This is a genomic window from Escherichia albertii (assembly GCF_028622335.1).
Taxonomy (GTDB): Bacteria; Pseudomonadota; Gammaproteobacteria; order Enterobacterales; family Enterobacteriaceae; genus Escherichia; species Escherichia albertii.
The window spans coordinates 3,696,106-3,722,183 of sequence record NZ_CP117568.1 but is presented as its reverse complement, the minus strand read 5'-3'; the positions used below and the strand labels follow the sequence as shown (position 1 = coordinate 3,722,183).

The window sequence follows — 26,078 nt, the reverse complement described above, 5'->3', positions numbered from 1 at the left end:
TTTAAATGATCAGATCAGTATACCGTTATTCGCTGATACGGCGATAGACAGTTGGTGTGCTTTCCGGTGCTTTATCGGCAAGTTTAATTGCCGCTTTCACCGCTTTTGCCGCTTCCTGCCAGGTGGTTTCGTCTTTCGCGTGGATAACCGCCAGCGGACGCTGGCCGTCTACCTGGTCGCCCAGACGCGCCATATCAGTGAAGCCGACGCTATAATCGATGGAGTCAGATGCCTGACGGCGACCGCCGCCCATTGCAACCACAGCCATTCCCAGCGCGCGGGTATCCATTTCACTGACAAAACCTTCGGTATCAGCATAGACTGCTTTCGTCAGCATCGCTGTCGGCAGATACTTCGCGTAGTTCTCAACGAAGTCGGTCGGGCCTTTTTGTGCTGCCACCATACGACCAAAGACTTCTGCCGCTTTACCGTTATCCAGCACCGCCTGCAATTTCGCGCGCGCTTCGGCGTCATCTTTCGCCAGTTTGCCGGAGATAAGCATCTCCACGCACAGCGCCATCGTGACATCAAACAGACGCGGGTTACGATACTCACCGGTCAGGAACTGCACCGCTTCACGCACTTCAACCGCGTTACCGGCACTGGAGGCCAGCACCTGATTCATATCAGTGAGCAACGCGGTGGTGCGCACACCAGCGCCGTTAGCCACACCAACAATCGCTTCGGCAAGGGCTTCAGAGAGTTCGTAGGTCGGCATAAACGCGCCGCTACCCACTTTCACGTCCATCACCAGCGCATCCAGACCTTCCGCCAGTTTCTTCGCCAGAATAGAGGCGGTAATCAACGGGATAGAGTCCACGGTTGCGGTAATATCGCGGGTCGCGTAGAAACGTTTGTCCGCCGGAGCCAGTGAGCTGGTCTGGCCGATAATCGCCACACCGACATCTTTAATAATTTCGCGGAAACGGTTGTCATCCGGGAAGATATCGAAGCCAGGGATGGATTCCAGTTTGTCGAGCGTGCCGCCAGTATGACCGAGGCCGCGACCGGAGATCATCGGAATATAGCCGCCGCAGGCAGCGACCATTGGCCCCAACATCAGCGAAGTCACATCGCCGACGCCGCCGGTCGAGTGTTTATCAACAATCGGGCCATTCAGATGTAGGCTTTTCCAGTCGAGAACGGTTCCTGAATCTCGCATCGCCATGGTCAGCGAGACACGCTCCGGCATCGTCATATCGTGGAAGAAAATGGTCATCGCGAGGGCGGCAATTTGCCCTTCGGAGATAGTGTTGTCGCGAATGCCGTTGATAAAAAAACGAATTTCTTCATCGCTCAACGCATGACCATCACGTTTTTTACGAATAATTTCTTGTGCGAGAAACAAGGTAACCTCCCGAGGAAAAGAGTATGAGGCGGCTTTTGCCGGATGCGTCTACGCCTTATCCGGCCTACGAGACGTATCTCCCCGTAGGCCTGATAAGCGCAGCGCATCAGGCGCAAAGCATCTTACTTAGTAGCTGCTGGCGCTCTTACCGTCGCCGTGGCCCAGTGCTTTCAGCAGGCTTGCCAGCAGGCTGGAAGCGCCAAAGCGATAGTGACGCGCATCTGCCCAGTCAGCGCCGAACAGTTCATCTGCGATAGCGAGATATTTCTGCGCATCTTCCGCAGTACGCACGCCGCCCGCCGGTTTGAAACCAACGGTTTTTTCTACGCCCATATCCTTGATGACTTCCATCATGATGCGCGCGCTTTCTGGGGTCGCGTTCACCGCCACTTTACCGGTAGAGGTTTTGATGAAGTCAGCACCGGCTTTGATGGAGATTTCAGACGCTTTGCGGATCAACGCTTCGTCTTTCAGTTCGCCGGTTTCGATGATCACTTTCAGCAGTACGTTCGCTGCTGCGCAAGCCTCTTTACAGGCTTTCACCAGATCAAAACCAACCTGCTCGTTACCCGCCATCAGCGCACGGTACGGGAACACCACGTCAACTTCATCAGCACCGTAGGCGATTGCCGCACGGGTTTCCGCCAGTGCAATTTCGATGTCGTCGTTACCGTGTGGGAAGTTAGTTACCGTAGCAATACGGATTTCCGGGGTGCCCTGCTCTTTCAGGGTTTTGCGAGCAATCGGGATAAAGCGAGGATAGATACAGATAGCGGCGGTATTGCCGACCGGAGTTTTAGCCTGATGACACAGAGCGATCACTTTCTCATCGGTGTCGTCGTCATTCAGGGTAGTCAGGTCCATCAATTTCAGTGCACGCAGGCTGCTTGCTTTCAGATCAGTCATTTCATTCTCCTGGCTTGTCGCCAATAAAATTCACCTTGCGAGTTTGTTAGTATTCTAACATCGACTCCGCAACACACTTCGATATACATCACAATTAAGGAAATCTACTTACAAATTTGCACTACTGTAATGCGATCTGGTTCAAATAATTCACTTTCAAACGAATGCGTCATTGGTGACAAACGCATCAGGATCAAAGTGAACACGACGAAACTTCTTACAATGGCGCATCACCTTCGGCATAAAAGGAAAAGAAGATGCCCACTTCTCATGAAATTGCACTGCAACAACGTTGCCAGCAAATTGTCACCAGTCCGGTGCTTAGCCCGGAACAGAAACGCCATTTCCTGGCGCTGGAAGCAGAAAACAATCTGCCTTACCCGGAGCTACCTGCCGAAGCCCGTCGAGCGCTGGATGAAGGCGTAATCTGCGATATGTTTGAAGGCCATGCGCCGTACAAACCGCGCTATGTCTTACCCGATTACGCCCGTTTTCTGGCGAACGGTTCTGAATGGCTGGAGCTGGAAGGCGCGAAAGATCTTGATGATGCACTCTCTCTGCTGACCATTCTTTACCACCACGTACCGTCGGTCACATCGATGCCGGTCTACCTGGGGCAACTGGATGCGTTGTTGCAACCATATGTTAGAATTCTAACACAAGACGAGATCGATATTCGAATAAAACGTTTCTGGCGTTATCTCGACAGAACCTTGCCAGACGCCTTCATGCACGCCAATATCGGCCCGGCTGATTCGCCCATCACTCGCGCAATATTACGTGCAGATGCTGAACTTAAGCAGGTTTCACCAAACCTGACCTTTATCTACGATCCTGAAATCACTCCTGATGATCTGCTACTGGAAGTAGCAAAAAACATCTGTGAATGTAGCAAGCCGCACATCGCCAACGGTCCGGTACATGATAAAATTTTCACAAAAGGCGGCTACGGGATCGTGAGCTGTTACAACTCACTGCCGCTGGCGGGTGGTGGCAGCACGCTGGTGCGCCTTAACCTGAAAGCCATTGCCGAACGCAGTGAATCGCTGGATGACTTCTTTACGCGCGCTCTACCGCACTACTGCCAGCAGCAGATCGCCATCATCGATGCGCGGTGTGAATTCCTCTATCAACAATCACACTTCTTTGAGAATAGCTTCCTGGTGAAAGAAGGGCTGATTAGCCCTGAACGTTTTGTGCCAATGTTTGGCATGTATGGGCTGGCAGAAGCGGTCAACCTGCTGTGCGAGAAAGAAGGGATTGCCGCACGCTACGGTAAAGAAGCCGCCGCAAATGAAGTGGGTTATCGCATCAGCGCGCAACTGGCGGAGTTTGTCGCCAACACGCCAGTGAAATATGGCTGGCAAAAACGTGCAATGTTACACGCACAGTCGGGGATCAGTTCTGATATCGGCACCACGCCGGGCGCGCGCTTGCCGTATGGCGATGAGCCAGATCCCATCACCCATCTGCAAACCGTCGCCCCGCATCATGCTTATTATTATTCCGGCATCAGTGACATCCTGACGCTCGACGAAACCATCAAACGTAATCCGCAGGCGCTGGTACAGCTTTGCCTCGGCGCCTTTAAAGCCGGCATGCGTGAATTTACCGCCAATGTCAGCGGTAACGATCTGGTTCGCGTTACTGGTTATATGGTGCGTTTGTCGGATCTGGAAAAATATCGTGCCGAAGGCTCACGTACCAACACCACCTGGCTGGGGGAAGAAGCCGCACGCAACACTCGTATTCTGGAACGCCAGCCACGCGTGATAAGCCATGAACAGCAGATGCGCTTTAGTCAGTAAGATTATCCCCTTCACCTGTGTTGACGGGCCAGGTAGTCGTCTGGCTCTGTTTTTGCAGGGCTGCAATCTGCGCTGCAAAAACTGTCACAATCCGTGGACAATGGGGCGCTGTAATGATTGCGGTGAGTGCGTGCCACAGTGCCCACATCAAGCGTTGCAGATTGTCGGCGGCAAAGTGGCGTGGAACGCGGCGCTCTGCGAGCAGTGTGATACCTGCCTGAAGATGTGTCCTCAACATGCCACACCGATGGCGCAATCCATGAGTGTGGATGAGGTGCTTAGCCATATCCGCAAAGCGGTGCTGTTTATTGAAGGGATAACGGTGAGCGGCGGTGAAGCCACAACTCAACTCCCGTTTGTGGTGGCGCTGTTTACTGCTATCAAAAATGATCCGCAACTGCGTCACCTCACCTGTCTGGTGGACAGCAACGGCATGTTGAGCGAAACCGGCTGGGAAAAACTGCTTCCGGTGTGCGACGGCGCAATGCTCGACCTAAAAGCGTGGGGGAGCGAGTGCCATCAACAATTAACCGGACGCGATAATCAGCAGATTAAGCGCAGCATCAGTCTGCTTGCAGAGCGCGGTAAGCTGACGGAACTGCGTTTACTGGTGATCCCAGGACAGGTGGATTATTTGCAACACATCGATGAGCTGGCGGCGTTTATCAAGAGACTTGGCGCTGTTCCAGTACGCCTGAACGCGTTTCATGCCCACGGCGTGTATGGCGAAGCGCAAAGCTGGCCGAGCGCCACGCCGGAAGACGTTGAGAGGTTGGCTGATGCATTACGGGAGCGCGGAGTGAGCAGGTTGATATTTCCGGCGCTGTATCTTTGATATGCCGGATGCGGCGTAAACGCCTTATCCGGCCTACGGTTCGGCACAGGCCTGTAGGCATGATAAGACGCGTCAGCCTCGCATCAGGCATTGTGCGCCGACTGCCGGATGCGGCGTGAACGCCTTATCCGGCCTGCGAAAGACAAACTACCCACGAACGTTAAACACCGTATACGTGTTATTAAGCAACACTTCCGCAATCTCATCCGCCGGTTCCGGGCGTAGCTCGCCCAGCACAGCAAACACCCGAGCTGCTTGTTCCGGTCGATTGGGTTGCCCCTGAAAACCGTTGAGTGGCATATCCGGCGCGTCGGTTTCCAGCAACAACGATGCCAGCGGTAATTTTGCGATGACATCGCGTGTTTTACTGGCGCGTAGATAGGTGATAGTACCGCCTACGCCAATTTTGTAGCCCAGTTGCACAAACCGTTCGGCCTGTTGCAGGCTGCCAGAAAATCCGTGGACAACGCCCGCACGCGGCAAATTGTGGCGCTTAAGATGCATCGCCAGCTTGTCATGCGTGCGCCGTGAATGAAGGATCACCGGGAGATCGTAGCGTTTCGCCAGTTTCAGTTGTTCGTCGAGCAACCACTGTTGCCTCTCAAACTGTGGATCATCGCCAAAGAGATCCAGACCGATCTCCCCCACAGCTACCACCTTCGCAGGACGCCTTTCCAGCGCCTGCTGTAACTGATCCAGCGACGCCTCGGTGTGTTTTTCCAACATCCCCGGATGCAACCCTAAGGCGGCATACAGCGGCTGAAAATTTTCCGCCAACGCCTGCACGCGGGCAAAATTTGCCGCCTCAGTTGCCGGAACAATGATCTTGCCGACACCCGCTTGTGCCGCGCGTTGCAGGCTCGTAGTTTCATCACCGCAAAACGGCGGAAAATCAAAATGGCAATGGGTGTCGATAAAACGGCAAATCAAGCCAGATCCTCGTTGTTAAATGTCGGGTCATTCGCCTGCGGAGCGTCGCTCACTCCAGCAACCAGCGTATCGTTGGCGACGGGCGCTGGCGGAATGACAAGCGATTCCGCTGTCGCTACAGGCGCCAGATGACGGGCGAGCGGCGGTTTTTCGGTGAGTATTTTACCGAGCGTCGCCAGGAAATAGCGACCGCATAAACGCCCAAGCTTATAGTCTTCACGCAGCGCGGGAAGTCGGCTACCGAGCGCAATGCTATGCAACGGTTTCGGCGGATAAATTTCCAAAATCCGCAGCTTGCCCGGCGGCTTTTCAATGAATTGCTGGATGGCGCGATAGCTGGTTTCATGGTGGTGCACCAAATTAACCAACGGCTGCAGGCTGCTGTCACCTAACCAGCGTTCCATACGTTTAAACCACTGCGGCGTATAGTACATTTGCGACGGCACGGTACGGATCACCACCAGCGTTTTCGCCCCTCGCTTTGCGGCTTCCTTGACCGGAATAGCATCGCTGATCCCACCATCAAGATAGTTAACGCCGTCCAGTGATACCCCTGTGCGGTAAAATCCAGGAATCGCACTGGAAGCGCGAATGACATCCAGCCAGTTTTGCCTGGTCGGTAAAAAGTAATTCGGCGAGTAATCATCCTGACGACAGGCGCACATATAAAAAGATTTTCCGCTATCGAATAGCCGTTCGGCGGTGTCCATCTGCAACGGCATCTGGCTTGCAGTCGACTCCACCAACCAGTCAAGATCGATAAGATTGCCGCCACGAACAAAACGCAATGGATCGAAAAATTCGCGTTTTGTGGTATAGCGCATAATGACTTTGCGCGCGTAACCTGGCTGGTTGCAGATATACGCCGACAGATTTTGCGCCCCGGCGGACGTGCCGAAATAAAGATCGAAAGGGTTAAACTGTGCACGCATAAACTCGTCCAGCACGCCAGCCGTGAAGATTCCGCGCTGCCCACCGCCTTCGCATACCAGCGCAATTCGTCCGGGCTGGAACGGCCTTAGCGACAACGGCGCAATATTACCAAGCGTTACAGGTATTCGCTGCCCCACCTCTGCCTTCCTGTTTTTCATTGTGAAAGACTGACAAAGTAACGCAATTTATTATTCGCTAAAACCGTAAAAGCCAGTCCACTGGACTGGCTTTGTATAAAATTTTCTTAATAGTCTGAAATCTAGGGGCGTTTTCGGCCCATAAACAAACTCACCAGGAACAGAATAATTCCAACGACAAAAACGATTTTTGCTGCACCTGCCGCAGTACCTGCCAGCCCACCAAAGCCAAGTGCGGCGGCGATTAACGCGATAACCAGAAATATGATGCCCCAACGAAACATAAGCGTCCCCTTTACCATAGTTAGTGTTACCGCTGGATATGAGCATACAAATCACTCAATGCGATATTTTTAGTGTGGTGTACATCGTGCCTCCCGACAAAGCTCGGGAGGACGAATTACGACGAATTACTTAGTTTTCAGATCATTTTTAACGCTTTTCACACCATCTACCGCTTTGGCGATACTTTCAGCACGGTCACTTTGTGCCTGAGAATCTACGGTACCGGAGAGCTGAACAACGCCATCGGTGGTTTCAACGTTTACGTGGCGAGAAGGGACAGTGTCGTCCGCCAGAAGTTTGGCTTTGATTTCACTGGTGATGGCGGTATCACCCGCGTAACCCTTTACAGAGCTTTCTTTACTGTCACGAACGTGTAGTTTGTCGCTGACAGAGGTCACGCCTTCAACGCTTTTCGCCGCTTTCACTGCCTCTTCGGCCTGTGCCTGACTTTCAACAAATCCGCTTAATGTCACGACTTTTTGATCGGTTTTGACAGAGATATCGGTGCTCTTGATGTTGTCATGATCCACCAGCGCTGCCTTCACTTTCGCGGTGATGGCGCTGTCATCCATGAAATTACCGACTTTACTCATAGAGCTATCGACTTTTTGCCCTGCAGTTTCAGCACCAGTCTGCACATTGTTATCTGCAAAAGCAGATCCAGTCGCTATGGCAGAGGTCAACATTACAGCCAGCAGAGTTTTCGAAATCTTCAGTCTTGTCATAGTCATCGATGTATTCCTGTATGTTTGCTCGTAATTTGAGCCAGGCAACACGAGGTTGCATTGCTGAAAGGGAGAGGCTTCACCCTGTGCAGAAGTCCATGGTCGCCGTCACAAAAATGACAAGCGATGAATAACGACCATTTCTGTCTCTGATTCAGTTATTTATATCAATGCGATGACAACTAACGGTTTTAAATACTGATATCCACAAATTGAACAGTGTTTAAAACCAACCAAAATGTCATCACTTTGTTAAATATAGATCACAATTTTGAAACCGCCCGGCACATCGTCTAAAAAACAGGTAAAAGCGAATGTTTTAAGAACATTCCGCAAGCGGCTAATAAGGAAGGGAAATTGACAGGGCGCAGCGGTTGCCGCGCCCTTAAGGCAAGAATTAATGTTCGCGAGTCTGGTGGAACTGAACGTCTGGATAACGTTCCTGCGCCAGGCGCAGGTTGACCATACTGGTAGCGATGTAAGCGAGGTTGTCACCGCCATCCAGCGCCAGTTGGCTTTCGTTCTTACGCTTGAACTCTTCGAATTTCTTCGCATCCGCGCATTCTACCCAACGAGCGGTAGCGACGTTGACCGATTCATACACCGCTTCGACGTTGTATTCACTCTTCAGACGCGACACCACCACATCGAACTGCAGCACACCAACCGCACCGACAATCAGGTCGTTGTTAGAGATAGGACGGAACACCTGCACCGCGCCCTCTTCGGAAAGCTGTACCAGCCCTTTGAGCAACTGTTTTTGCTTCAGCGGATCTTTCAGGCGGATACGACGGAACAGTTCCGGTGCGAAGTTCGGAATACCGGTGAACTTCATCATCTCGCCCTGGGTAAAGGTATCGCCGATCTGAATGGTGCCGTGGTTGTGCAGACCGAGAATGTCGCCCGGATATGCTTCTTCAACGTGCGAACGGTCACCCGCCATAAAGGTCAGCGCATCGGAGATCACCACATCTTTCGCAGTACGCACCTGACGCAGTTTCATGCCTTTTTCATATTTACCGGACACCACACGCATAAATGCCACGCGGTCGCGGTGTTTCGGGTCCATGTTGGCCTGAATTTTAAACACGAAGCCGGTAAATTTGTCTTCGCTCGCTTCTACGGTACGGGTATCGGTCTGACGCGGCATCGGCGCAGGCGCCCACTCCACCAGGCCATCCAGCATATGATCGACGCCGAAGTTACCCAGCGCAGTACCAAAGAATACAGGGGTGATTTCACCTGCGAGGAACAGATCTTTATCGAATTCGTTAGAGGCGCCTTTCACCAGTTCCAGTTCATCGCGCAATTGTTGCGCCAGATCTTCACCGACAGCGGCATCGAGATCCGGGTTGTTCAGCCCTTTAACAATGCGGACCTCCTGAATGGTGTGACCTTGACCGCTCTGATAGAGATAGGTTTCATCTTTATAAAGGTGGTAAACGCCTTTAAACAGCTTGCCGCAGCCAATCGGCCAGGTGATCGGCGCGCAACCGATTTTCAGCTCGTTCTCAACTTCATCGAGCAATTCCATCGGGTCGCGGATATCACGGTCAAGTTTGTTCATAAAGGTGAGGATCGGCGTATCGCGCAGACGGGTTACTTCCATCAGTTTACGGGTACGATCTTCAACACCTTTTGCAGCGTCGATAACCATCAGGCAGCAGTCCACCGCGGTCAGGGTACGATAGGTATCTTCCGAGAAGTCTTCGTGCCCTGGGGTGTCGAGCAGGTTAACCAGGCAGTCGTGATACGGAAACTGCATCACAGACGTGGTAATGGAGATCCCACGCTGCTTTTCCATCTCCATCCAGTCCGACTTAGCGTGCTGGTTGGAACCACGGCCTTTTACTGTACCGGCGGTCTGAATGGCCTGTCCGAACAGCAGCACCTTCTCGGTGATGGTGGTTTTACCGGCATCCGGGTGAGAAATAATGGCAAAAGTGCGGCGCTTCGCCACCTCTTGCAAATAAGGAGACAACGTCATAATTCTTTCTTCTTGAGTAAGCGGCATCGCGCCGCGCTTGTTGAAAACGAAAAATTGCGGCTATTTTACCCATCAACGGGGGGGAGGCAATCAGTGTTTACACAGGAGCTGCTCCAGTTCGTGCAACGAAGAAACGGTCCAGGTGGGCGCGATGCCTTCTGGTTGCTCGCGATTGTGCGCATTCAGCCAGCAGGTCGCAAGCCCGGCGTTGATGCCACCGAGGATATCAGACTCGGCAGTGTCGCCAACCATCAGCACGCGTGAACGCTCAGGATTGCCCGCCAGTTCCAGCGCATAATCGAATATTTTCTTATTCGGTTTAGCAACGCCAACTTCTTCAGAAACCACCAGCAGATCGAAATAGTCACGCAAGCCCGTGCGTTCCAGACGCACTTGCTGCAGGGCGCTAAAGCCGTTAGTGATGATACCGATTTTGGCATTGCCGCGAATGGTGTTAAGCAGGGAAACCGCCCCCGGCAACGGCGTGCAAATTTCCGCCATTGCATTAATAAAGGCTTCATTGAGTTTACCCGGCTCGACATTCAGCCGTTCGGCCCAGCTTGCAAAACGCCCGTGCTGAAGCTGTAATGAAGTGATCGCACCGTTTTGATAATCCACCCACAGGGGCTTGTTAACGGCCTGATAGTCCTGAAAATCTTCAGCGGTAAAGGTGACGCTGTAATCAAGAAACATCCGCTGCAGGCCGGTGAACGAGTCAAAGGTAAACAGCGTTTCATCGGCGTCAAAGAAAACCCAGTCCCACTTCATTATTCCACCTTGTCTTACATACTGATTGGCAACGCCATGATGATGGCGTCTTCGCGACCGTCCGTGGTGGGGTAGTAATTGCGGCGAATCGTCGCCTCGTTAAAGCCTAAACTTTCGTACAGAGCAATGGCAGCAGCATTTGAGGCGCGGACTTCCAGCCATAGGGTCGCCACGCCGCGTTTTTCCAGTTCGTCGATCAAATGTTCCAGCAGCGCCCTTCCCAGTCCCTGACGCTGATAGTCGGGATCGACCGCGATATTGAACAAGGTAGCTTCATCCAGCACCACTTGCGTAATCGCAAACGCTGCCATTTTGCCGTTTTGCGTTAACTGAAAATTGAGATAACGCTCGCCCTGATTGCTGGCAAAGGTTTTTTCGCTCCACGGAAAGGCGTGGGCGCGTTGTTCAATGTGAAAAGCCGCAGGTAAATCAGTCGTTTCGAGGGAAGAAATCGTGTTCATATGTGCAAATTTGTTGCCATAATGCGGCGCGTGCCGTTGGGTTTGCCCGTAATTCGGTGAGCGTCGGTGATACCACCTGAGCGCCTTCCAGTGACAGCGGTTCATCAGTACCCAACCGCCAGCTGTTGCAGCGACTGCCTTGCGGCAGCATCGCGATCCTTTCAGGCGTCAGTTGCAGCACTTGATCGGGGCTGACGGTTAATGCACGCAGAACGTCGCTCACCAGGGGATCGGTCAGGGCGGGAAGATCGTTTGCCACCATCACCAGACGAACGTGTGCCGGGATCGCAATGGCAATCTCCCCCTGCAACGCGCCAGGGCGACGCAGCGACCACTGGGTAATGCCCAGCTGCTGTAACTGCCAGTCTCGTCGGGATGTCATAGCGAATCGCTCCTGTTGTCAGGGGCGCAAATATAGCAAATTCGTCGATACCGCGCCAACATATGGCTATAATCGCCGCCAGTATCAATTGAGGAGCATTCCATGTCTGCATTTACCCCGGCAAGTGAAGTCTTGCTGCGTCACAGTGATGATTTCGAAAAAAGCCGTATTCTGTTTGCCGGAGACTTACAGGATGACCTGCCCGCGCGTTTAGATACCGCGGCCAGCCGTGCTCATACCCAGCAATTCCACCACTGGCAGGTGTTAAGCCGCCAGATGGGAGATAACGCCCGTTTTAGCCTGGTGGCAACGGCGGATGACGTCGCAGATTGCGATACGCTGATTTACTACTGGCCGAAGAACAAACCGGAAGCTCAGTTCCAGTTGATGAATTTACTTTCTCTGCTGCCGGTGGGCACTGACATTTTCGTCGTTGGCGAGAACCGCAGCGGCGTGCGCAGCGCCGAGCAGATGCTGGCCGATTATGCGCCGTTGAATAAGGTAGACAGCGCCCGTCGCTGTGGCCTCTATTTTGGTCGTCTGGAAAAGCAGCCGGTGTTTGATGCCGATAAATTCTGGGGCGAATACAGTGTTGATGGCCTGACCATTAAAACGCTGCCAGGCGTATTTAGCCGTGACGGTCTGGATGCCGGCAGCCAGTTACTGCTCTCGACATTAACCCCGCACACGAAAGGCAAAGTACTGGATATCGGTTGTGGCACAGGAGTGCTTTCGGTTGCCTTTGCACGCCATTCGCCGAAGATTCGTCTCACCTTATGCGATGTCTCTGCGCCAGCGGTAGAAGCCAGCCGCGCAACGCTTGTTGCTAACGGCATTGAAGGTGAGGTCTTTGCCAGCAACGTCTTTTCCGAGGTGAAAGGTCGTTTTGATATGATCATCTCCAACCCGCCATTCCACGACGGGATGCAAACCAGCCTTGATGCAGCGCAAACGCTGATTCGCGGCGCGGTGCGCCATCTTAACAGCGGCGGCGAGTTGCGAATTGTGGCAAACGCCTTCCTGCCTTACCCGGACGTACTGGATGAAACATTTGGTTTCCACGAAGTGATCGCGCAAACCGGGCGCTTCAAGGTGTATCGCGCCATTATGACCCGCCAGGCGAAGAAAGGTTAAGAATCACGCCGCAATCCTTGTTGGATGCGGCGTGAACGTCTTATCCAACCTACAAACCTGTACGTTAGCCTATCGTAAGCCAGATAAAACGCGCCAGCGTCGCATCTGACATCTGCACCCGCATACCGTGTCGGATGCGGCGTGAACGCCTTATCCGACCAACCAAACCCGCACGTTAGCCTCCTGATGACCATTTTTCCAACAATCACGCATCAGGCGATAATTAACTATTGACGAATAGCTGAAAACCACTAGAATGCGCCTCCGTGGTAGCAATTCTTTTTAAGAATTGATGGTATGCGAAGGTGGCGGAATTGGTAGACGCGCTAGCTTCAGGTGTTAGTGTCCTTACGGACGTGGGGGTTCAAGTCCCCCCCCTCGCACCAAAAACCACGTTGATATTGCTCGCACTGGGCGAAGGTGGCGGAATTGGTAGACGCGCTAGCTTCAGGTGTTAGTGTTCTTACGGACGTGGGGGTTCAAGTCCCCCCCCTCGCACCAACGAGGCGATATCAAAAAAGTAAGATGACTGTGCGAAGGTGGCGGAATTGGTAGACGCGCTAGCTTCAGGTGTTAGTGTCCTTACGGACGTGGGGGTTCAAGTCCCCCCCCTCGCACCAATTATCTTTACTTCCTCTCTTGTTTCTTCTTTGCTTTTTCATCCCTGATTCCCGTTCATTATCATCAGCATGACGCCAGAAATAAGCGCCAGGCACGATGGCAGCAAAACGTAATGCCGTAATTGTTTGTGATACAGCATCACCGGCGTCAACACTAATCCCATCAGAATCACAATCCGCCACTGATCCGGCGATAAATCAGCATACGCCAGACCTGCAATCAACAACCCCGGCAAAAATACTCCCCAACCACTACCCAGCATACGTTGCAACATGGTTTTATCTCTCACATCGATAATGATAATAAATATCATATGGTAATTTTTATCATTTACAAGCACGAGAAACCCCTTGCTATCGGATAAACCTATAGATAGTATTAGCAATCATTATCATTTAGATTGCTATCACGATTATGTCCTATCGTTCCGCACCGCTTTTTGAAGATGTTATCTGGCGAACGCATCTCAAACCGCAAGATCCAACGCTTGCACAAGCGGTACGTGCGACGATCGCCGAACATCGTGAACATCTGCTGGAATTTATCCGTCTGGATGAACCCGCCCCGCTTAACGCCATGACGCTGGCGCAATGGTCATCGCCGAATGCGCTAAGTTCTCTACTGGCGGTCTATTCCGATCATATCTACCGCAACCAACCGATGATGATCCGCGAGAACAAGCCGCTGCTCTCACTGTGGGCGCAATGGTATATCGGCCTGATGACGCCACCATTAATGCTGGCGCTGCTAACGCAGGAAAAAGCGTTAGACCTTTCCCCGGAACATTTCCACGTTGAGTTTCACGAAACTGGACGCGCCGCCTGTTTCTGGGTCGATGTGTGTGAAGACAAGAATGCAGCCATATATTCACCGCGGCAGCGAATGGAAAAGTTGATCACGACAGCGTTGATCCCGGTTGTGCAGGCACTAGAAGCCACTGACGAAATCAACGGTAAACTCATCTGGAGTAACACTGGCTATTTGATCAACTGGTATCTGACAGAGATGAAAAAACTAATCGGTGAATCAACCGTTGAATCGCTCCGCCATGCCCTGTTCTTTGAGAAAACGCTCTCCAGCGGAGAAGATAATCCATTATGGCGCACAGTCGTGCTACGCGACGGTTTATTAGTTCGTCGAACCTGTTGCCAGCGTTACCGCCTGCCAGATGTGCAACAGTGCGGCGACTGTACGCTGAAATAAAAAAACGCAGCCGGGACGATTAACCCGGCGTTCATCGTTTTAAAAAGGATGTAGTACATGAATTGCGTCTGAAATCCGCATACACAACAAAATATCTGCGGCTTCCAGTAACCCTGCATCGGAGTTGACGCCCAGTTTCGACATCACATTAAACTTATGCGCGCGAATCGTTTTAATATTTCGCTTAAGCTGCTCGGCAATTTGTGTCATTGAGTAGCCACGCGACATAAAGCGCAATATTTCTCTCTCTGTTGGGCTTAACGTGCGACTTTGATTAATGTACCACTGGTTGTTAAGACGATCGGTCGCCTGACGTACACCATTTAATGACAGAAAAAGTTCCTGGTAAAACACGTCTAATGTTGAGGCTTTGCTTAGCACTCCATCTAAAGGCGATGGCGACAATGATCCTATCAATCGTGCTTCGATATCATCATCTGCAATAACCAAACGTCGGGTACGCGGAAACTTAATTGCCAGTTCATTCAAACAGGATAATCCCTCTCTGCGCTCCGTTCTCATGGCAGAAAACGAGAATATAACCGCCGTAAATGAGACTCGTGACATAGCATCCTGGAACGCCTCCCGGCTAGTGTAGATATGGAGTTTATAGGGGTTACCCGCAAACTTTCTGAATAAACTCTCAATCCCGATACTGCTCATGACGCATTTTTCTATAAGTGCGACATTTCTCTTCTTAATTCGGTTGTGTTCCATTCCGCGGCATCTCCATAAACAGAAGGCAAGTTAAGTTCTCTTGCACCCTGTGCGCTATTTATCCATGCATACATTTCCGCGTTGCTGTGAATTGACAGACGACGCATCGCACTGTTCTTTTGTGCGCTAATGGTTTTATTACTTTTTTTAAGCAATGACGCTATCTGGTTGATGCCCCATCCTTTACCTAACAACCGCAGAACCTTACGTTCAGAAATGGTCAAAACGACAGACTGATAATTTGAATCTTGCGTTTCCGACATCACAGGAGAAGTCAGCATAGCGCTGATTCGGTCTGCATGGGCATTACCGGAACGAACGGTCTTGACCAGACTATCAATGGGTTCGAGATCGGATAATAATGTCGCGGTGGGACACATCAGCAACTCTACCGCCAGGGTATACCAGGCGCGCGACACCATAAAAATCCAGTGAATCTCCCGATATTGCGAGATTAACGAATAATAATGCTCACAAACGGCTCGCGGGTGTTCAATTTGTCCGGCTAAATCAACAATCACTAACCCAGCACGGCGTAATTGTAATAAGGTAAGCTCCTCTGCAGAGGCGCTGGATGTCATATCATATTCAGGGAAATGGGTCTTTATAACCTCTTTCAGCCCTGCTTGCATGACGGGTATTTTACTGATAACAATTCCATTTTTGCAGCATCCTGGCAACATATTTCCTCCACATCCACTGTCTAAAAATCATAATGGCTTTTCAGAATATTCATTCCTTAAATAAATCCAACAGATTAATAGACTAAGCGAATAAATTATCCTTAGCATTCACTTTCATATCAGTTGCTCCTGCACACAAAAGCCCTTTGTATGTTTCAGGAGAATAGCCTCAAATAATAACCTGGTGAAATAGCTTTGACACATTTAAAATATCTAAATTATGTTGTTAGAAATACTTAATGATGGGTCTGGAATTCAATTACTTTTTTATATAATTAAAAAGGCGAACAATGCCGCCATGCGAGCATTTCCGCCAGAAAAACGAGAAAAAAGTAATAAAATCTAACTAGTTATTTTTATTCACTCACTTAAAGTACATACCATCGGAAATTAACTGAACACGTAAAAGAAAAAATCATTAATTCATTGAAATGATAATATTCATACAATAATTTACTTCATGACAAATACAAACTTCGGTCCAACACCGGACTCACCATAGGGATCAGGACTAATCAGCGCAATTTTGATCTTAACCAACGTCAAAACAACCGCGCTTCATGATACAAAAGGGATCTCATTATTTGGACAATCTGCAACACGTCTAATGACACAGGGCGAGTCATGCAAGAAGAGCAACAGCGGGCCATCACACGGCTATGTATCCAGTGCGGGCTTTTTTTATTACAACACGGAGCGGAAAGCGCGGTGGTTGATGAACTATCTTCGCGACTTGGTCGGGCGCTGGGAATGGACAGCGTTGAAAGCGCCATTTCTTCCAATGCCATCGTGCTTACCACCATTAAAGACGGGCAATGCCTGACATCAACGCGCAAAAATCACGATCGCGGCATTAATATGCACGTAGTTACCGAAGTACAGCACATTGTCATTCTGGCAGAACATCAACTGTTAGATTACAAAGGCGTTGAGAAACGTTTTAGCCAAATACGTCCACTGCGCTATCCACGCTGGCTGGTTGCCTTGATGGTTGGGCTTTCCTGCGCCTGTTTCTGCAAGCTGAATAACGGTGGATGGGACGGCGCTGTTATCACCTTCTTCGCCAGCATGATCGCCATGTATATCCGTCAGCTACTGGCACAACGCCACCTTCACCCACAGATCAACTTTTGCATCACAGCATTTGCCGCCACCACCATTTCTGGACTGCTTTTGCAACTCCCCACCTTCAGCAATACGCCCAGCGTGGCGATGGCGGCCAGCGTTTTACTACTGGTGCCGGGTTTTCCACTCATTAATGCCGTCGCCGATATGTTTAAGGGCCACATTAATACCGGGCTGGCACGTTGGGCGATCGCCAGTCTGTTGACCCTGGCGACCTGCGTTGGTGTGGTGATGGCATTAACCATATGGGGGCTACGCGGATGGGTGTAATCGAATTTCTGTTGGCGCTGGCACAGGATATGATCCTCGCGGCTATACCGGCGGTCGGTTTCGCCATGGTGTTCAACGTCCCCATTAGGGCATTACGCTGGTGTGCGCTACTTGGCGCCATGGGTCATGGTACACGGATGATCTTAATGACTACCGGGCTGAATATCGAATGGTCGACATTCATAGCTTCTCTGTTGGTCGGCACCATTGGCATCCAGTGGTCACGCTGGTATCTGGCGCATCCGAAAGTCTTCACCGTGGCGGCGGTGATCCCCATGTTCCCGGGTATTCCCGCCTACACTGCGATGATTTCAGCGGTAAAAATCAGCCAGTTAGGATACAGCGAACCGTTGATGATTGCCCTGTTAACCAACTTTCTTACGGCTTCATCAATTGTTGGCGCATTATCCATTGGCCTTTCCGTTCCTGGATTATGGTTGTACCGCAAGCGTCCCCGCGTATAGAATTGCCTCGCTTAAGCACACGGATGAGAGACAGCCTCCTCTCATCCGTGTGTTACTATAAAAGTAATCTCCCTTCTCGTTCATCGTTCCATATTGAGAAACAGTATGTCTTCCAGAGTTTTGACCCCGGACGTCGTTGGTATTGACGCCCTGGTACACGATCACCAAACCGTTCTGGCAAAAGCTGAAAGCGGTGTGGTTGCCGTATTTGCTAACAACGCCCCGGCCTTTTATGCCGTCACGCCCGCGCGCCTGGCTGAACTGCTGGCGCTGGAAGAAAAGCTGGCACGTCCGGGAAGCGATGTTGCTCTGGACGATCAACTCTATCAGGAACCACAAGCCGCTCCCGTTGCCGTACCAATGGGTAAATTCGCCATGTACCCAGACTGGCAGCCCGATGCCGACTTTATCCGCCAGGCCGCGTTATGGGGCGTGGCGCTAAGAGAGCCGGTAACAGCCGAAGAGTTGGCCTCATTCATTGCCTACTGGCAGGCGGAAGGCAAAGTTTTTCACCATGTACAATGGCAACAAAAACTGGCGCGCAGTCTGCAAATCGGTCGCGCCAGCAGCGGCGGATTAGCCAAACGAGATGTGAACACGGTCAGTGAACCTGACAGCCAAATTCCACCGGGATTCAGAGGATAACGATGAAAAACGTTGGCGACCTGATGCAGCGCCTGCAAAAAATGATGCCTGCTCATATCAAACCCGCCTTCAAAACGGGTGAAGAACTATTAGCCTGGCAGAAAGAACAAGGAGCCATCCGCTCCGCCGCCCTTGAACGCGAGAATCGGGCGATGAAAATGCAGCGCACCTTTAATCGCTCCGGCATTCGTCCGCTACATCAAAATTGCTCCTTCGAGAACTATCGCGTTGAGTGCGAAGGCCAGATGAATGCGTTAAGCAAAGCACGCCAGTATGTGGAAGAGTTCGACGGCAACATTGCCAGCTTTATCTTTTCTGGCAAGCCTGGAACTGGCAAAAACCATCTGGCGGCGGCGATCTGCAACGAACTGCTGCTACGCGGTAAATCAGTCCTGATTATTACCGTGGCCGATATTATGTCGGCGATGAAAGATACCTTCAGAAATAACAGCACCAGTGAAGAGCAGCTACTGAACGATTTGAGTAATGTTGATCTGCTGGTAATCGATGAGATCGGCGTTCAAACCGAATCCAAATATGAAAAAGTGATCATCAACCAGATCGTCGATCGTCGTTCCTCTTCCAAGCGCCCAACCGGGATGCTGACCAACAGCAACATGGAAGAAATGACGAAATTACTGGGTGAGCGAGTGATGGATCGTATGCGGTTAGGTAACAGTCTGTGGGTGATCTTCAACTGGGATAGTTATCGCAGCCGGGTCACGGGCAAAGAATATTAAGACAATTCCGCCCGGCCCTGACGCTATACTGCGACAAAATGCCACTATGAGTAATTATGATGAAAACTGTTAAATACCTTCTGTGCTGTGCAATTACCGCCAGCGCGCTAGTTTCTGCCGGAACACACGCCGCCTCCTGGAAAGAGACGCTCACCAGCGCTGCCAGCGGACTTAGTAACCAGAACAGCACAACACAGGAAGGCGGTTGGTCGCTCTCTTCCTTAACGAGCCTGCTTGGCAGCGGCAATCAAGCGTTAAGCGCAGACAACATGAACAATGCCGCGGGTATTTTGCAATATTGCGCGAAGCAAAAGCTGGCTTCAGTAACCGATGCCGAAAATGTGAAAAACCAGGTGCTGGAAAAATTGGGCCTGAACAGCGAAAAACAGAAAGAAGACACCAACTATCTGGATGGCATTCAGGGTCTGTTAAAGACCAAAGATGGTCAACAGCTCAATCTGGATAATATCGGTACTACTCCGCTAGCAGAGAAAGTGAAAACCAAAGCTTGCGATCTGGTATTAAAACAAGGGCTGAACTTTATCTCCTGATCCACGTAATGCCGCGTTTTAGCTGTTAATTGGCTGACGCGGCAATTCCCTTCTCCTTTTTCCAGTTGTAACGCTCTCATCCCCCGTTATGCGCGAGATTGCCTCTGTCAAAAAAGTCTGTTTATAAACTAATTCCTAACAACATCGCATTTTTTTGACACTAGAATTGCAGCAATATGGCCGCGCCATTACATTGTGCTTCTCAAAAAGCTTAAACATCGGCTACATGGACTGGTTTAGTGAGGATCGCCCGTTGTCAGAACTATTCTCTTTCGCCCTGTTTCTCGCTTCCGTGCTGATCTACGCATGGAAAGCGGGACGTAATACCTGGTGGTTTGCCGCCACATTAACGGTACTGGGACTATTTGTTGTTTTAAACATCACCCTGTTTGCCAGCGACTATTTTACCGGCGACGGCATTAACGACGCGGTGCTCTACACCTTAACGAACAGCCTGACCGGAGCAGGCGTTAGTAAATATATTCTGCCCGGTATTGGGATCGTACTCGCGCTGACTGCCGTTTTCAGCGCGCTGGGCTGGATACTACGCCGACGCCGCCATCATCCTCACCATTTTGGCTACAGCCTGCTGGCGCTATTACTGGCACTGGGTTCAGTGGACGCCAGCCCGGCATTTCGTCAGATAACGGAACTGGTGAAATCCCAGTCACGCGACGGCGATCCTGACTTTGCGGCCTATTACAAAGAACCATCCAAAACCATTCCCAATCCAAAACTCAATCTGGTCTATATCTACGGTGAAAGTCTCGAGAGAACCTATTTTGACAACGACGCTTTTCCAGATCTCACTCCCGAACTGGGCGCACTAAAAAATGAAGGGCTGGATTTCAGCCACACGCAGCAACTGCCGGGAACAGATTACACAATCGCGGGCATGGTGGCTTCCCAGTGCGGCATTCCGCTGTTTGCCCCGTTTGAAGGCAACGCTTCCGCTTCGGTTTCCAGCTTTTTCCCACAGAACATTTGTCTGGGCGATATCCTGAAAAATTCGGGTTATCAGAACTATTTCGTTCAGGGAGCTAACCTGCGTTTTGCAGGCAAAGACGTATTCCTGAAATCGCACGGTTTTGACCATTTATATGGCTCGGAAGAACTGAAAAGCGTGGTGGCGGACCCGCATTATCGCAACGACTGGGGATTCTACGACGATACCGTGCTGGATGAAGCATGGAAAAAATTTGAAGAACTGTCTCGCTCCGGTCAACGATTCTCACTGTTTACCCTGACGGTCGATACCCATCACCCGGATGGTTTTATCTCTCGCACCTGTAACCGCAAAAAATATGATTTTGACGGCAAACCGAACCAGTCATTCAGCGCGGTAAGTTGCAGCCAGGAAAATATCGCGACGTTTATCAACAAAATCAAAGCGTCACCGTGGTTTAAAGATACCGTCATCGTCGTCTCTTCCGACCATCTGGCGATGAACAACACGGCGTGGAAATACCTCAATAAACAGGATCGTAATAACCTGTTTTTCGTCATTCGCGGCGACAAACCACAACAAGAGACGCTGGCAGTAAAGCGTAACACTATGGATAACGGCGCTACGGTGCTGGATATTCTCGGGGGCGATAACTTCCTCGGCCTTGGGCGCAGCAGCTTGTCCGGGCAGTCGATGTCAGAAGTGTTCCTCAACATTAAAGAGAAAGTACTGGCATGGAAGCCGGATATCATCCGCTTATGGAAGTTTCCTACCGAGATGAAAAAGTTCACCATCGACCAGCAGAAAAACATGATTGCCTTCTCGGGTAGCCATTTCCGTTTGCCGCTGCTGTTGCGGGTTTCAGACAAGCGCGTGGAACCCCTGCCGGAAAGTGAGTACTCCGCACCACTGCGTTTCCAGTTGGCTGATTTCGCCCCACGCGACAATTTCGTCTGGGTTGACCGCTGTTACAAGATGGCGCAACTGTGGGCGCCGGAGCTGGCGCTCTCCACCGACTGGTGCGTCTCACAAGGTCAACTTGGCGGGCAACAAATTGTGCAGCATGTTGATAAACCTGAATGGAAAGGCAAAACGGCGTTTAAAGATACCGTCATCGACATGAAACGCTACAAAGAGAATGTGGATACGCTGAAAATTGTCGATAACGACATTCGCTACAAAGCCGACAGCTTCATCTTTAACGTCGCCGGCGCGCCAGAAGAGGTGAAACAGTTTAGCGGTATTTCACGTCCAGAGTCGTGGGGCCGCTGGTCCAACGCGCAGTTGGGCGATGAAGTGAAAATCGAGTATAAACATCCACTGCCGAAGAAGTTTGATCTGGTGATTACCGCTAAAGCGTACGGCAACAACGCCAGCCGACCGATTCCGGTACGAGTAGGAAAAGAAGAGCAAACGATGGTGCTGGGCAACGAGGTGACCACCACGACGTTGCATTTCGATAACCCAACCGATGCCGATACGCTGGTCATTGTGCCGCCAGAACCAGTCTCAACTAACGAAGGAAACATTCTCGGACACTCTCCGCGTAAGCTCGGCATTGGTATGGTAGAAATCAAAGTAGTTGAGCGTGATGGGTAATTATTGACCGACTTGTCGGTCGTATAAGACGCGCAAGCGTCGCATCCGGCATTGAGTACATAATGCCGGATGCGGCGTAAACGCCTTATCCGGTCTATAAAGCATGACTGAAAAGCAGAAAAAGACAGCGCCCAACACTTCCCCGGACGCTGCATGGCAACTTTAGCTATCTCTCATTATCAGAAAGTAATAACCCCTTTAATCAACTCACGATTGTTAATCACATCGCGCTCGTAAGTTTCTGCCAGCGTGGCGAACGGGTAGCAATGAGTTAACATCATGCCCGCAGTAATTTTTCCTTCCGCCATCAGCCGCCCAACTTTAGCAAAATCCTCCGGCGTAGCGTTACGGCTGCCCATCATTGTGGTCTCTTTTTTGTGGAATTCTGGATCAGAGAACTGCAACTCGCCTTTAAACAGACCGACAAATACCACCGTACCGCCGTGGCGAATCAAATTTACGGTGTTATTCATCGCATGTTGATTACCTGTCGCATCGATCACCTTCTGCGCCAGGGAACCGCCAAACTGTTTACGCAACTGGGCATCAAAATCTTCTGCTGACGGGTCCAGAACCGGTAACTCCAGATACGTAGCCACATGTTCGCGCCGGGTCGGGCTGGTATCCGCCACGACCACCTGAGCTCCGTCCGCTTTTGCAATCGCCGCGGCTCCCAGACCAATTGGCCCTGCACCAACCACCAGCACCTGTTCACCAGGGGCAATCGCTGCGCGACGCACCGCATGAGCGCTAATCGCAAAAGGCTCAATCAACGCCGCTGCTTGTGGGTCAATACCGTCGGCAGGCAAAATATTCGCTACCGGCACACTCAGATACTCACTAAAACCACCGTCCTGATGCACACCAATGACTGAAATTTTTTCACAACAATTGGTGCGACCACTTTTACATGCAGGGCATTCCTGGCAGGCAACATAAGGGATAACGGCAACTTGCTGACCATTTTTTAAATCATGTATATTTTTACCCAGCCCAACAATCTCTCCACATATTTCATGGCCCAGAACACGTGGGTAGTTAAAAAACGGTTGATTTCCTCCCCAGGCATGAATATCAGTCCCACAAATCCCGACAGACTTAATTTTTATTAATGCTTCACTGTCACCTGGAATAGGTATCTCACGCTGTTTCCAGACTAATTCTTTCGGTTTCTGACAAATTAATACATTCATCGTAGACATGATTCTGCTCTCCATTTTTTGTTGTCTTAGATATCGATGAAAATGAAAAATGCCAGCGAAATAGAAAATCTATTTTGTGAAAACCTACGCATAAAAATGTTTTAAATCGGGTTTTAATGGCGCAACAAGGAGGAAAGTATGAGTCGTTCGCAAAATTTACGCCACAATGTAATTAATCAGGTTATTGATGATATGGCTCGTGGTCATATCCCTTCCCCGCTCCCATCGCAAAGCGCGCTGGCGGAGATGTATAACATCAGTCGCACCACCGTGCGCCATATTCTCAGCCACTTGCGCGAATGCAATGTTCTGACTCAGGTCGGAAATGACTACGTCATCTCGCGTAAACCCGACCACAATGACGGTTTTGCCTGTACTACCGCATCAATGGCTGAACAAAACAAGATCTTCGAGCAGGCTTTTTTCTCCATGATAAATCAGCGTCAACTACGCCCTGGCGAAACATTCTCTGAACTACAACTGGCGCGGGCAGCGGGCGTGAGCCCGGTCGTGGTAAGAGAATATCTTTTAAAATTCGGGCGTTATAATCTGATTCAGAGTGAAAAACGCGGTCAATGGAGCATGAAGCAATTTGATCAATCCTACGCTGAGCAACTTTTTGAACTGCGCGAAATGCTGGAAACGCACTCGCTACAGCACTTTCTTAACCTGCCAGATGACGATCCTCGTTGGTTACAAGCGAAAACCCTCCTCGAACGCCATCGAATGCTACGTGACAACATCGGCAGCAGCTTTCGCATGTTCTCGCAACTGGATCGCGACTTTCACTCATTGCTTTTATCAGCCGCTGACAACATCTTTTTTAATCAATCACTTGAAATCATCTCTGTCATCTTTCATTTTCACTATCAATGGGACGAAAGCGATCTCAAACAACGAAATATCATCGCTGTCGATGAGCATATGACTATTCTCAGCGCTTTGATTTGCCATAGCGATCTGGATGCGACTCTGGCACTACGTAACCATTTGAATTCAGCCAAACAATCGATGATTCGTTCAATTAATGAAAACAAACGGCATGCTCATTAAGTACAGATTAAAAACAGCAAACTATTAACGGGTGCACGATTTCATCAAAATATAAATACCGGGAAAAATCCATATATCTATGCTCACAATCAGTCGGCTGTAATCGTGTTTTTTTGTGAGCGGTAGTGAAGCTATAAAATTTTCACCTGCCGTTAATATCAACCTTGCGTAACACTCAATTACGCAAATATTAAAATTATAAATACAGGAGTCCGGCGTGGAAAAAGAAAACATCACCCTCGATCCGCGTTCTTCGTTTGGTTCATCTTCGTCGGCAGATATCCCCGTGCCGCCTGATGGATTAGTTCAACGTAGTACCCGAATTAAACGCATTCAAACAACCGCCATGTTGTTATTATTTTTTGCGGCAGTAATAAATTATCTCGATCGCAGCTCGCTGTCGGTAGCGAATTTAACCATTCGGGAAGAACTTGGGTTAAGCGCCACTGAAATCGGTGCTTTGCTATCAGTGTTCTCGCTGGCTTATGGAATAGCACAACTGCCTTGCGGCCCGCTACTTGATCGTAAAGGCCCGCGCATTATGCTGGGTCTGGGGATGTTCTTCTGGTCGCTGTTCCAGGCAATGTCTGGCATGGTGCACAACTTTACACAATTCGTACTGGTACGCATTGGTATGGGAATCGGTGAAGCGCCAATGAACCCGTGCGGCGTTAAGGTAATTAACGACTGGTTCAACATCAAAGAGCGCGGGCGCCCAATGGGGTTCTTCAACGCAGCCTCAACCATTGGTGTTGCCGTTAGTCCACCAATTCTGGCAGCAATGATGCTGGTAATGGGCTGGCGCGGGATGTTTATTACCATTGGCATATTAGGTATTTTTCTCGCCATCGGCTGGTATATGCTTTATCGCAACCGCGAACACGTGGAGCTAACTGCCGTTGAACAAGCCTATCTCAATGCCGGTAGCGTCAATGCCCGTCGCGATCCGCTCAGTTTTGCTGAATGGCGCAGCCTGTTCCGTAACCGCACAATGTGGGGAATGATGCTCGGATTCAGTGGTATCAACTACACTGCGTGGCTGTATCTGGCCTGGCTGCCAGGTTACCTGCAAACAGCCTATAACCTGGATTTAAAAAGCACAGGATTGATGGCAGCTATCCCTTTCCTGTTTGGAGCGGCCGGGATGCTGGTCAACGGTTACGTAACCGACTGGCTGGTCAAAGTAGGAATGGCGCCAATCAAGAGCCGTAAGATCTGTATTATCGCCGGGATGTTCTGTTCTGCCGCCTTTACTCTGGTGGTACCACAAGCGACAACATCCATGACGGCAGTTCTGCTGATTGGCATGGCGCTATTCTGTATTCACTTTGCCGGTACATCCTGTTGGGGATTGATTCACGTGGCGGTAGCTTCTCGTATGACTGCGTCGGTGGGCAGTATCCAGAACTTTGCCAGTTTTATCTGTGCCTCTTTCGCGCCGATCATTACCGGTTTTATTGTCGATACCACCCACTCGTTCCGCCTGGCATTAATCATCTGCGGTTGCGTTACCGCAGCAGGTGCGTTGGCGTACATATTCCTGGTTCGCCAGCCGATCAACGACCCACGTAAAGAGTAATCACCTTATTGCCCGATAACTTATGGCTTATCGGGCATTTT

The 26,078-nt window shown here is 50.5% G+C and carries 26 protein-coding genes and 3 tRNA genes; 15 read left to right on the top strand and 14 right to left on the bottom strand.

Features of this window, described 5'->3' with window-relative positions:
• Positions 1–25 precede the first annotated feature (25 nt).
• Positions 26–1,348: a thymidine phosphorylase gene (gene deoA / locus PS053_RS18045; RefSeq protein WP_000477805.1), complete on the bottom strand. Its 1,323-nt coding sequence runs from the start codon at positions 1,346–1,348 to the stop codon at positions 26–28.
• 126 nt (positions 1,349–1,474) lie between these two features.
• Positions 1,475–2,254 carry a deoxyribose-phosphate aldolase gene (deoC, locus tag PS053_RS18040; RefSeq protein ID WP_002430325.1) on the bottom strand — a complete coding sequence of 260 codons (780 nt, stop codon included), beginning with the start codon at positions 2,252–2,254 and terminating at the stop codon, positions 1,475–1,477.
• 257 nt (positions 2,255–2,511) lie between these two features.
• On the opposite strand from deoC, the gene PS053_RS18035 reads away from it, so the two are divergent.
• Together PS053_RS18035 and PS053_RS18030 are read left to right on the top strand one after the other, a co-directional pair.
• A complete protein-coding gene (locus PS053_RS18035; RefSeq protein WP_001143196.1) occupies positions 2,512–4,062 on the top strand; it encodes a YjjI family glycine radical enzyme in 1,551 nt (516 codons plus the stop codon).
• Positions 4,034–4,897: a YjjW family glycine radical enzyme activase gene (locus PS053_RS18030; RefSeq protein WP_059216561.1), complete on the top strand. Its 864-nt coding sequence runs from the start codon at positions 4,034–4,036 to the stop codon at positions 4,895–4,897. The genes PS053_RS18035 and PS053_RS18030 overlap by 29 nt, the downstream gene beginning before the upstream one ends.
• Before the next feature lie 147 nt (positions 4,898–5,044).
• Here PS053_RS18030 and PS053_RS18025 read toward each other — a convergent pair whose 3' ends face one another.
• From PS053_RS18025 to holD, 8 genes are all read right to left on the bottom strand, one after another.
• Positions 5,045–5,827, bottom strand: a complete 783-nt coding sequence (locus tag PS053_RS18025; protein ID WP_059216562.1) for a metal-dependent hydrolase — start codon at positions 5,825–5,827, stop codon at positions 5,045–5,047.
• Positions 5,824–6,897 carry a patatin-like phospholipase family protein gene (locus tag PS053_RS18020; RefSeq protein ID WP_000531524.1) on the bottom strand — a complete coding sequence of 358 codons (1,074 nt, stop codon included), beginning with the start codon at positions 6,895–6,897 and terminating at the stop codon, positions 5,824–5,826. Before PS053_RS18020 ends, PS053_RS18025 begins: the two co-directional genes overlap by 4 nt.
• A 122-nt stretch (positions 6,898–7,019) precedes the next feature.
• Positions 7,020–7,181, bottom strand: a complete 162-nt coding sequence (locus PS053_RS18015) for a DUF1328 domain-containing protein (protein ID WP_000490275.1) — start codon at positions 7,179–7,181, stop codon at positions 7,020–7,022.
• A gap of 126 nt (positions 7,182–7,307) precedes the next feature.
• Positions 7,308–7,913: a molecular chaperone OsmY gene (osmY, locus tag PS053_RS18010; RefSeq protein WP_044710474.1), complete on the bottom strand. Its 606-nt coding sequence runs from the start codon at positions 7,911–7,913 to the stop codon at positions 7,308–7,310.
• A gap of 391 nt (positions 7,914–8,304) precedes the next feature.
• Positions 8,305–9,894 carry a peptide chain release factor 3 gene (gene prfC, locus PS053_RS18005; protein ID WP_000175957.1) on the bottom strand — a complete coding sequence of 530 codons (1,590 nt, stop codon included), beginning with the start codon at positions 9,892–9,894 and terminating at the stop codon, positions 8,305–8,307.
• A 90-nt stretch (positions 9,895–9,984) separates the two neighbouring features.
• A complete protein-coding gene (gene yjjG, locus PS053_RS18000; protein ID WP_059259115.1) occupies positions 9,985–10,662 on the bottom strand; it encodes a pyrimidine 5'-nucleotidase in 678 nt (225 codons plus the stop codon).
• A gap of 14 nt (positions 10,663–10,676) precedes the next feature.
• Complete coding sequence (gene rimI, locus PS053_RS17995) at positions 10,677–11,123, bottom strand: ribosomal protein S18-alanine N-acetyltransferase (protein ID WP_001092450.1); 447 nt, start codon at positions 11,121–11,123, stop codon at positions 10,677–10,679.
• Entirely contained in the window at positions 11,092–11,505 is a 414-nt protein-coding gene (gene holD, locus PS053_RS17990) for a DNA polymerase III subunit psi (protein WP_044714832.1), read from the bottom strand. Before holD ends, rimI begins: the two co-directional genes overlap by 32 nt.
• Before the next feature lie 102 nt (positions 11,506–11,607).
• Between holD and rsmC the strand changes: the two genes are divergently transcribed.
• From rsmC to PS053_RS17970, 4 genes are all read left to right on the top strand, one after another.
• Positions 11,608–12,639 (top strand): 16S rRNA (guanine(1207)-N(2))-methyltransferase RsmC, encoded by a 1,032-nt coding sequence (gene rsmC, locus PS053_RS17985; protein ID WP_001272259.1) that lies wholly within the window; start codon positions 11,608–11,610, stop codon positions 12,637–12,639.
• Between the two features lie 299 nt (positions 12,640–12,938).
• Positions 12,939–13,025: transfer RNA gene (locus tag PS053_RS17980), tRNA-Leu, on the top strand.
• 28 nt (positions 13,026–13,053) lie between these two features.
• A tRNA-Leu gene (locus PS053_RS17975) sits at positions 13,054–13,140 on the top strand.
• Positions 13,141–13,172: 32 nt separating this feature from the next.
• Positions 13,173–13,259, top strand: a tRNA-Leu gene (locus PS053_RS17970).
• A gap of 38 nt (positions 13,260–13,297) precedes the next feature.
• Here the strand turns inward: PS053_RS17970 and PS053_RS17965 are convergent.
• Positions 13,298–13,534 carry a DUF1435 domain-containing protein gene (locus PS053_RS17965; RefSeq protein WP_072178908.1) on the bottom strand — a complete coding sequence of 79 codons (237 nt, stop codon included), beginning with the start codon at positions 13,532–13,534 and terminating at the stop codon, positions 13,298–13,300.
• 140 nt (positions 13,535–13,674) lie between these two features.
• Between PS053_RS17965 and fhuF the strand changes: the two genes are divergently transcribed.
• Positions 13,675–14,463, top strand: coding sequence for a siderophore-iron reductase FhuF (fhuF, locus tag PS053_RS17960; RefSeq protein WP_256878704.1), 789 nt, complete (start codon positions 13,675–13,677; stop codon positions 14,461–14,463).
• 39 nt (positions 14,464–14,502) lie between these two features.
• Here fhuF and bglJ read toward each other — a convergent pair whose 3' ends face one another.
• The gene (gene bglJ, locus PS053_RS17955; protein ID WP_000400850.1) at positions 14,503–15,180 is read right to left on the bottom strand and encodes a DNA-binding transcriptional activator BglJ; all 678 of its coding nucleotides are present in this window, start codon (positions 15,178–15,180) and stop codon (positions 14,503–14,505) included.
• Entirely contained in the window at positions 15,138–15,863 is a 726-nt protein-coding gene (locus PS053_RS17950; protein ID WP_000936619.1) for a helix-turn-helix transcriptional regulator, read from the bottom strand. Before PS053_RS17950 ends, bglJ begins: the two co-directional genes overlap by 43 nt.
• Before the next feature lie 624 nt (positions 15,864–16,487).
• Here PS053_RS17950 and PS053_RS17945 point away from each other — a divergent pair.
• The 6 genes from PS053_RS17945 (at position 16,488) to opgB (ending at position 22,203) form a co-directional block, all read left to right on the top strand.
• Complete coding sequence (locus PS053_RS17945; protein WP_001154814.1) at positions 16,488–17,258, top strand: threonine/serine exporter family protein; 771 nt, start codon at positions 16,488–16,490, stop codon at positions 17,256–17,258.
• Positions 17,249–17,722, top strand: a complete 474-nt coding sequence (locus tag PS053_RS17940) for a threonine/serine exporter (RefSeq protein ID WP_000538184.1) — start codon at positions 17,249–17,251, stop codon at positions 17,720–17,722. Before PS053_RS17945 ends, PS053_RS17940 begins: the two co-directional genes overlap by 10 nt.
• 105 nt (positions 17,723–17,827) lie before the next feature.
• Positions 17,828–18,367 carry a primosomal protein DnaT gene (gene dnaT / locus PS053_RS17935; RefSeq protein WP_000098828.1) on the top strand — a complete coding sequence of 180 codons (540 nt, stop codon included), beginning with the start codon at positions 17,828–17,830 and terminating at the stop codon, positions 18,365–18,367.
• Positions 18,368–18,369: 2 nt separating this feature from the next.
• Positions 18,370–19,107 (top strand): replicative helicase loader DnaC, encoded by a 738-nt coding sequence (dnaC, locus tag PS053_RS17930; RefSeq protein WP_000799910.1) that lies wholly within the window; start codon positions 18,370–18,372, stop codon positions 19,105–19,107.
• Between the two features lie 56 nt (positions 19,108–19,163).
• The gene (gene yjjA, locus PS053_RS17925) at positions 19,164–19,658 is read left to right on the top strand and encodes a DUF2501 domain-containing protein YjjA (protein ID WP_072243621.1); all 495 of its coding nucleotides are present in this window, start codon (positions 19,164–19,166) and stop codon (positions 19,656–19,658) included.
• A gap of 253 nt (positions 19,659–19,911) precedes the next feature.
• A complete protein-coding gene (opgB, locus tag PS053_RS17920; RefSeq protein ID WP_059218502.1) occupies positions 19,912–22,203 on the top strand; it encodes a phosphatidylglycerol--membrane-oligosaccharide glycerophosphotransferase in 2,292 nt (763 codons plus the stop codon).
• Positions 22,204–22,382: 179 nt separating this feature from the next.
• Here opgB and lgoD read toward each other — a convergent pair whose 3' ends face one another.
• The gene (gene lgoD / locus PS053_RS17915; protein WP_000106018.1) at positions 22,383–23,405 is read right to left on the bottom strand and encodes an L-galactonate oxidoreductase; all 1,023 of its coding nucleotides are present in this window, start codon (positions 23,403–23,405) and stop codon (positions 22,383–22,385) included.
• Positions 23,406–23,543: 138 nt separating this feature from the next.
• Here lgoD and PS053_RS17910 point away from each other — a divergent pair, with 138 nt between their 5' ends.
• Both PS053_RS17910 and PS053_RS17905 read left to right on the top strand, forming a co-directional pair.
• Positions 23,544–24,458 carry a GntR family transcriptional regulator gene (locus tag PS053_RS17910; RefSeq protein WP_256878705.1) on the top strand — a complete coding sequence of 305 codons (915 nt, stop codon included), beginning with the start codon at positions 23,544–23,546 and terminating at the stop codon, positions 24,456–24,458.
• Positions 24,459–24,675: 217 nt separating this feature from the next.
• On the top strand, positions 24,676–26,037 hold the full coding sequence (locus tag PS053_RS17905) for an MFS transporter (RefSeq protein ID WP_000410123.1): 1,362 nt from the start codon (positions 24,676–24,678) through the stop codon (positions 26,035–26,037).
• The last annotated feature ends 41 nt before the right edge of the window (positions 26,038–26,078 follow it).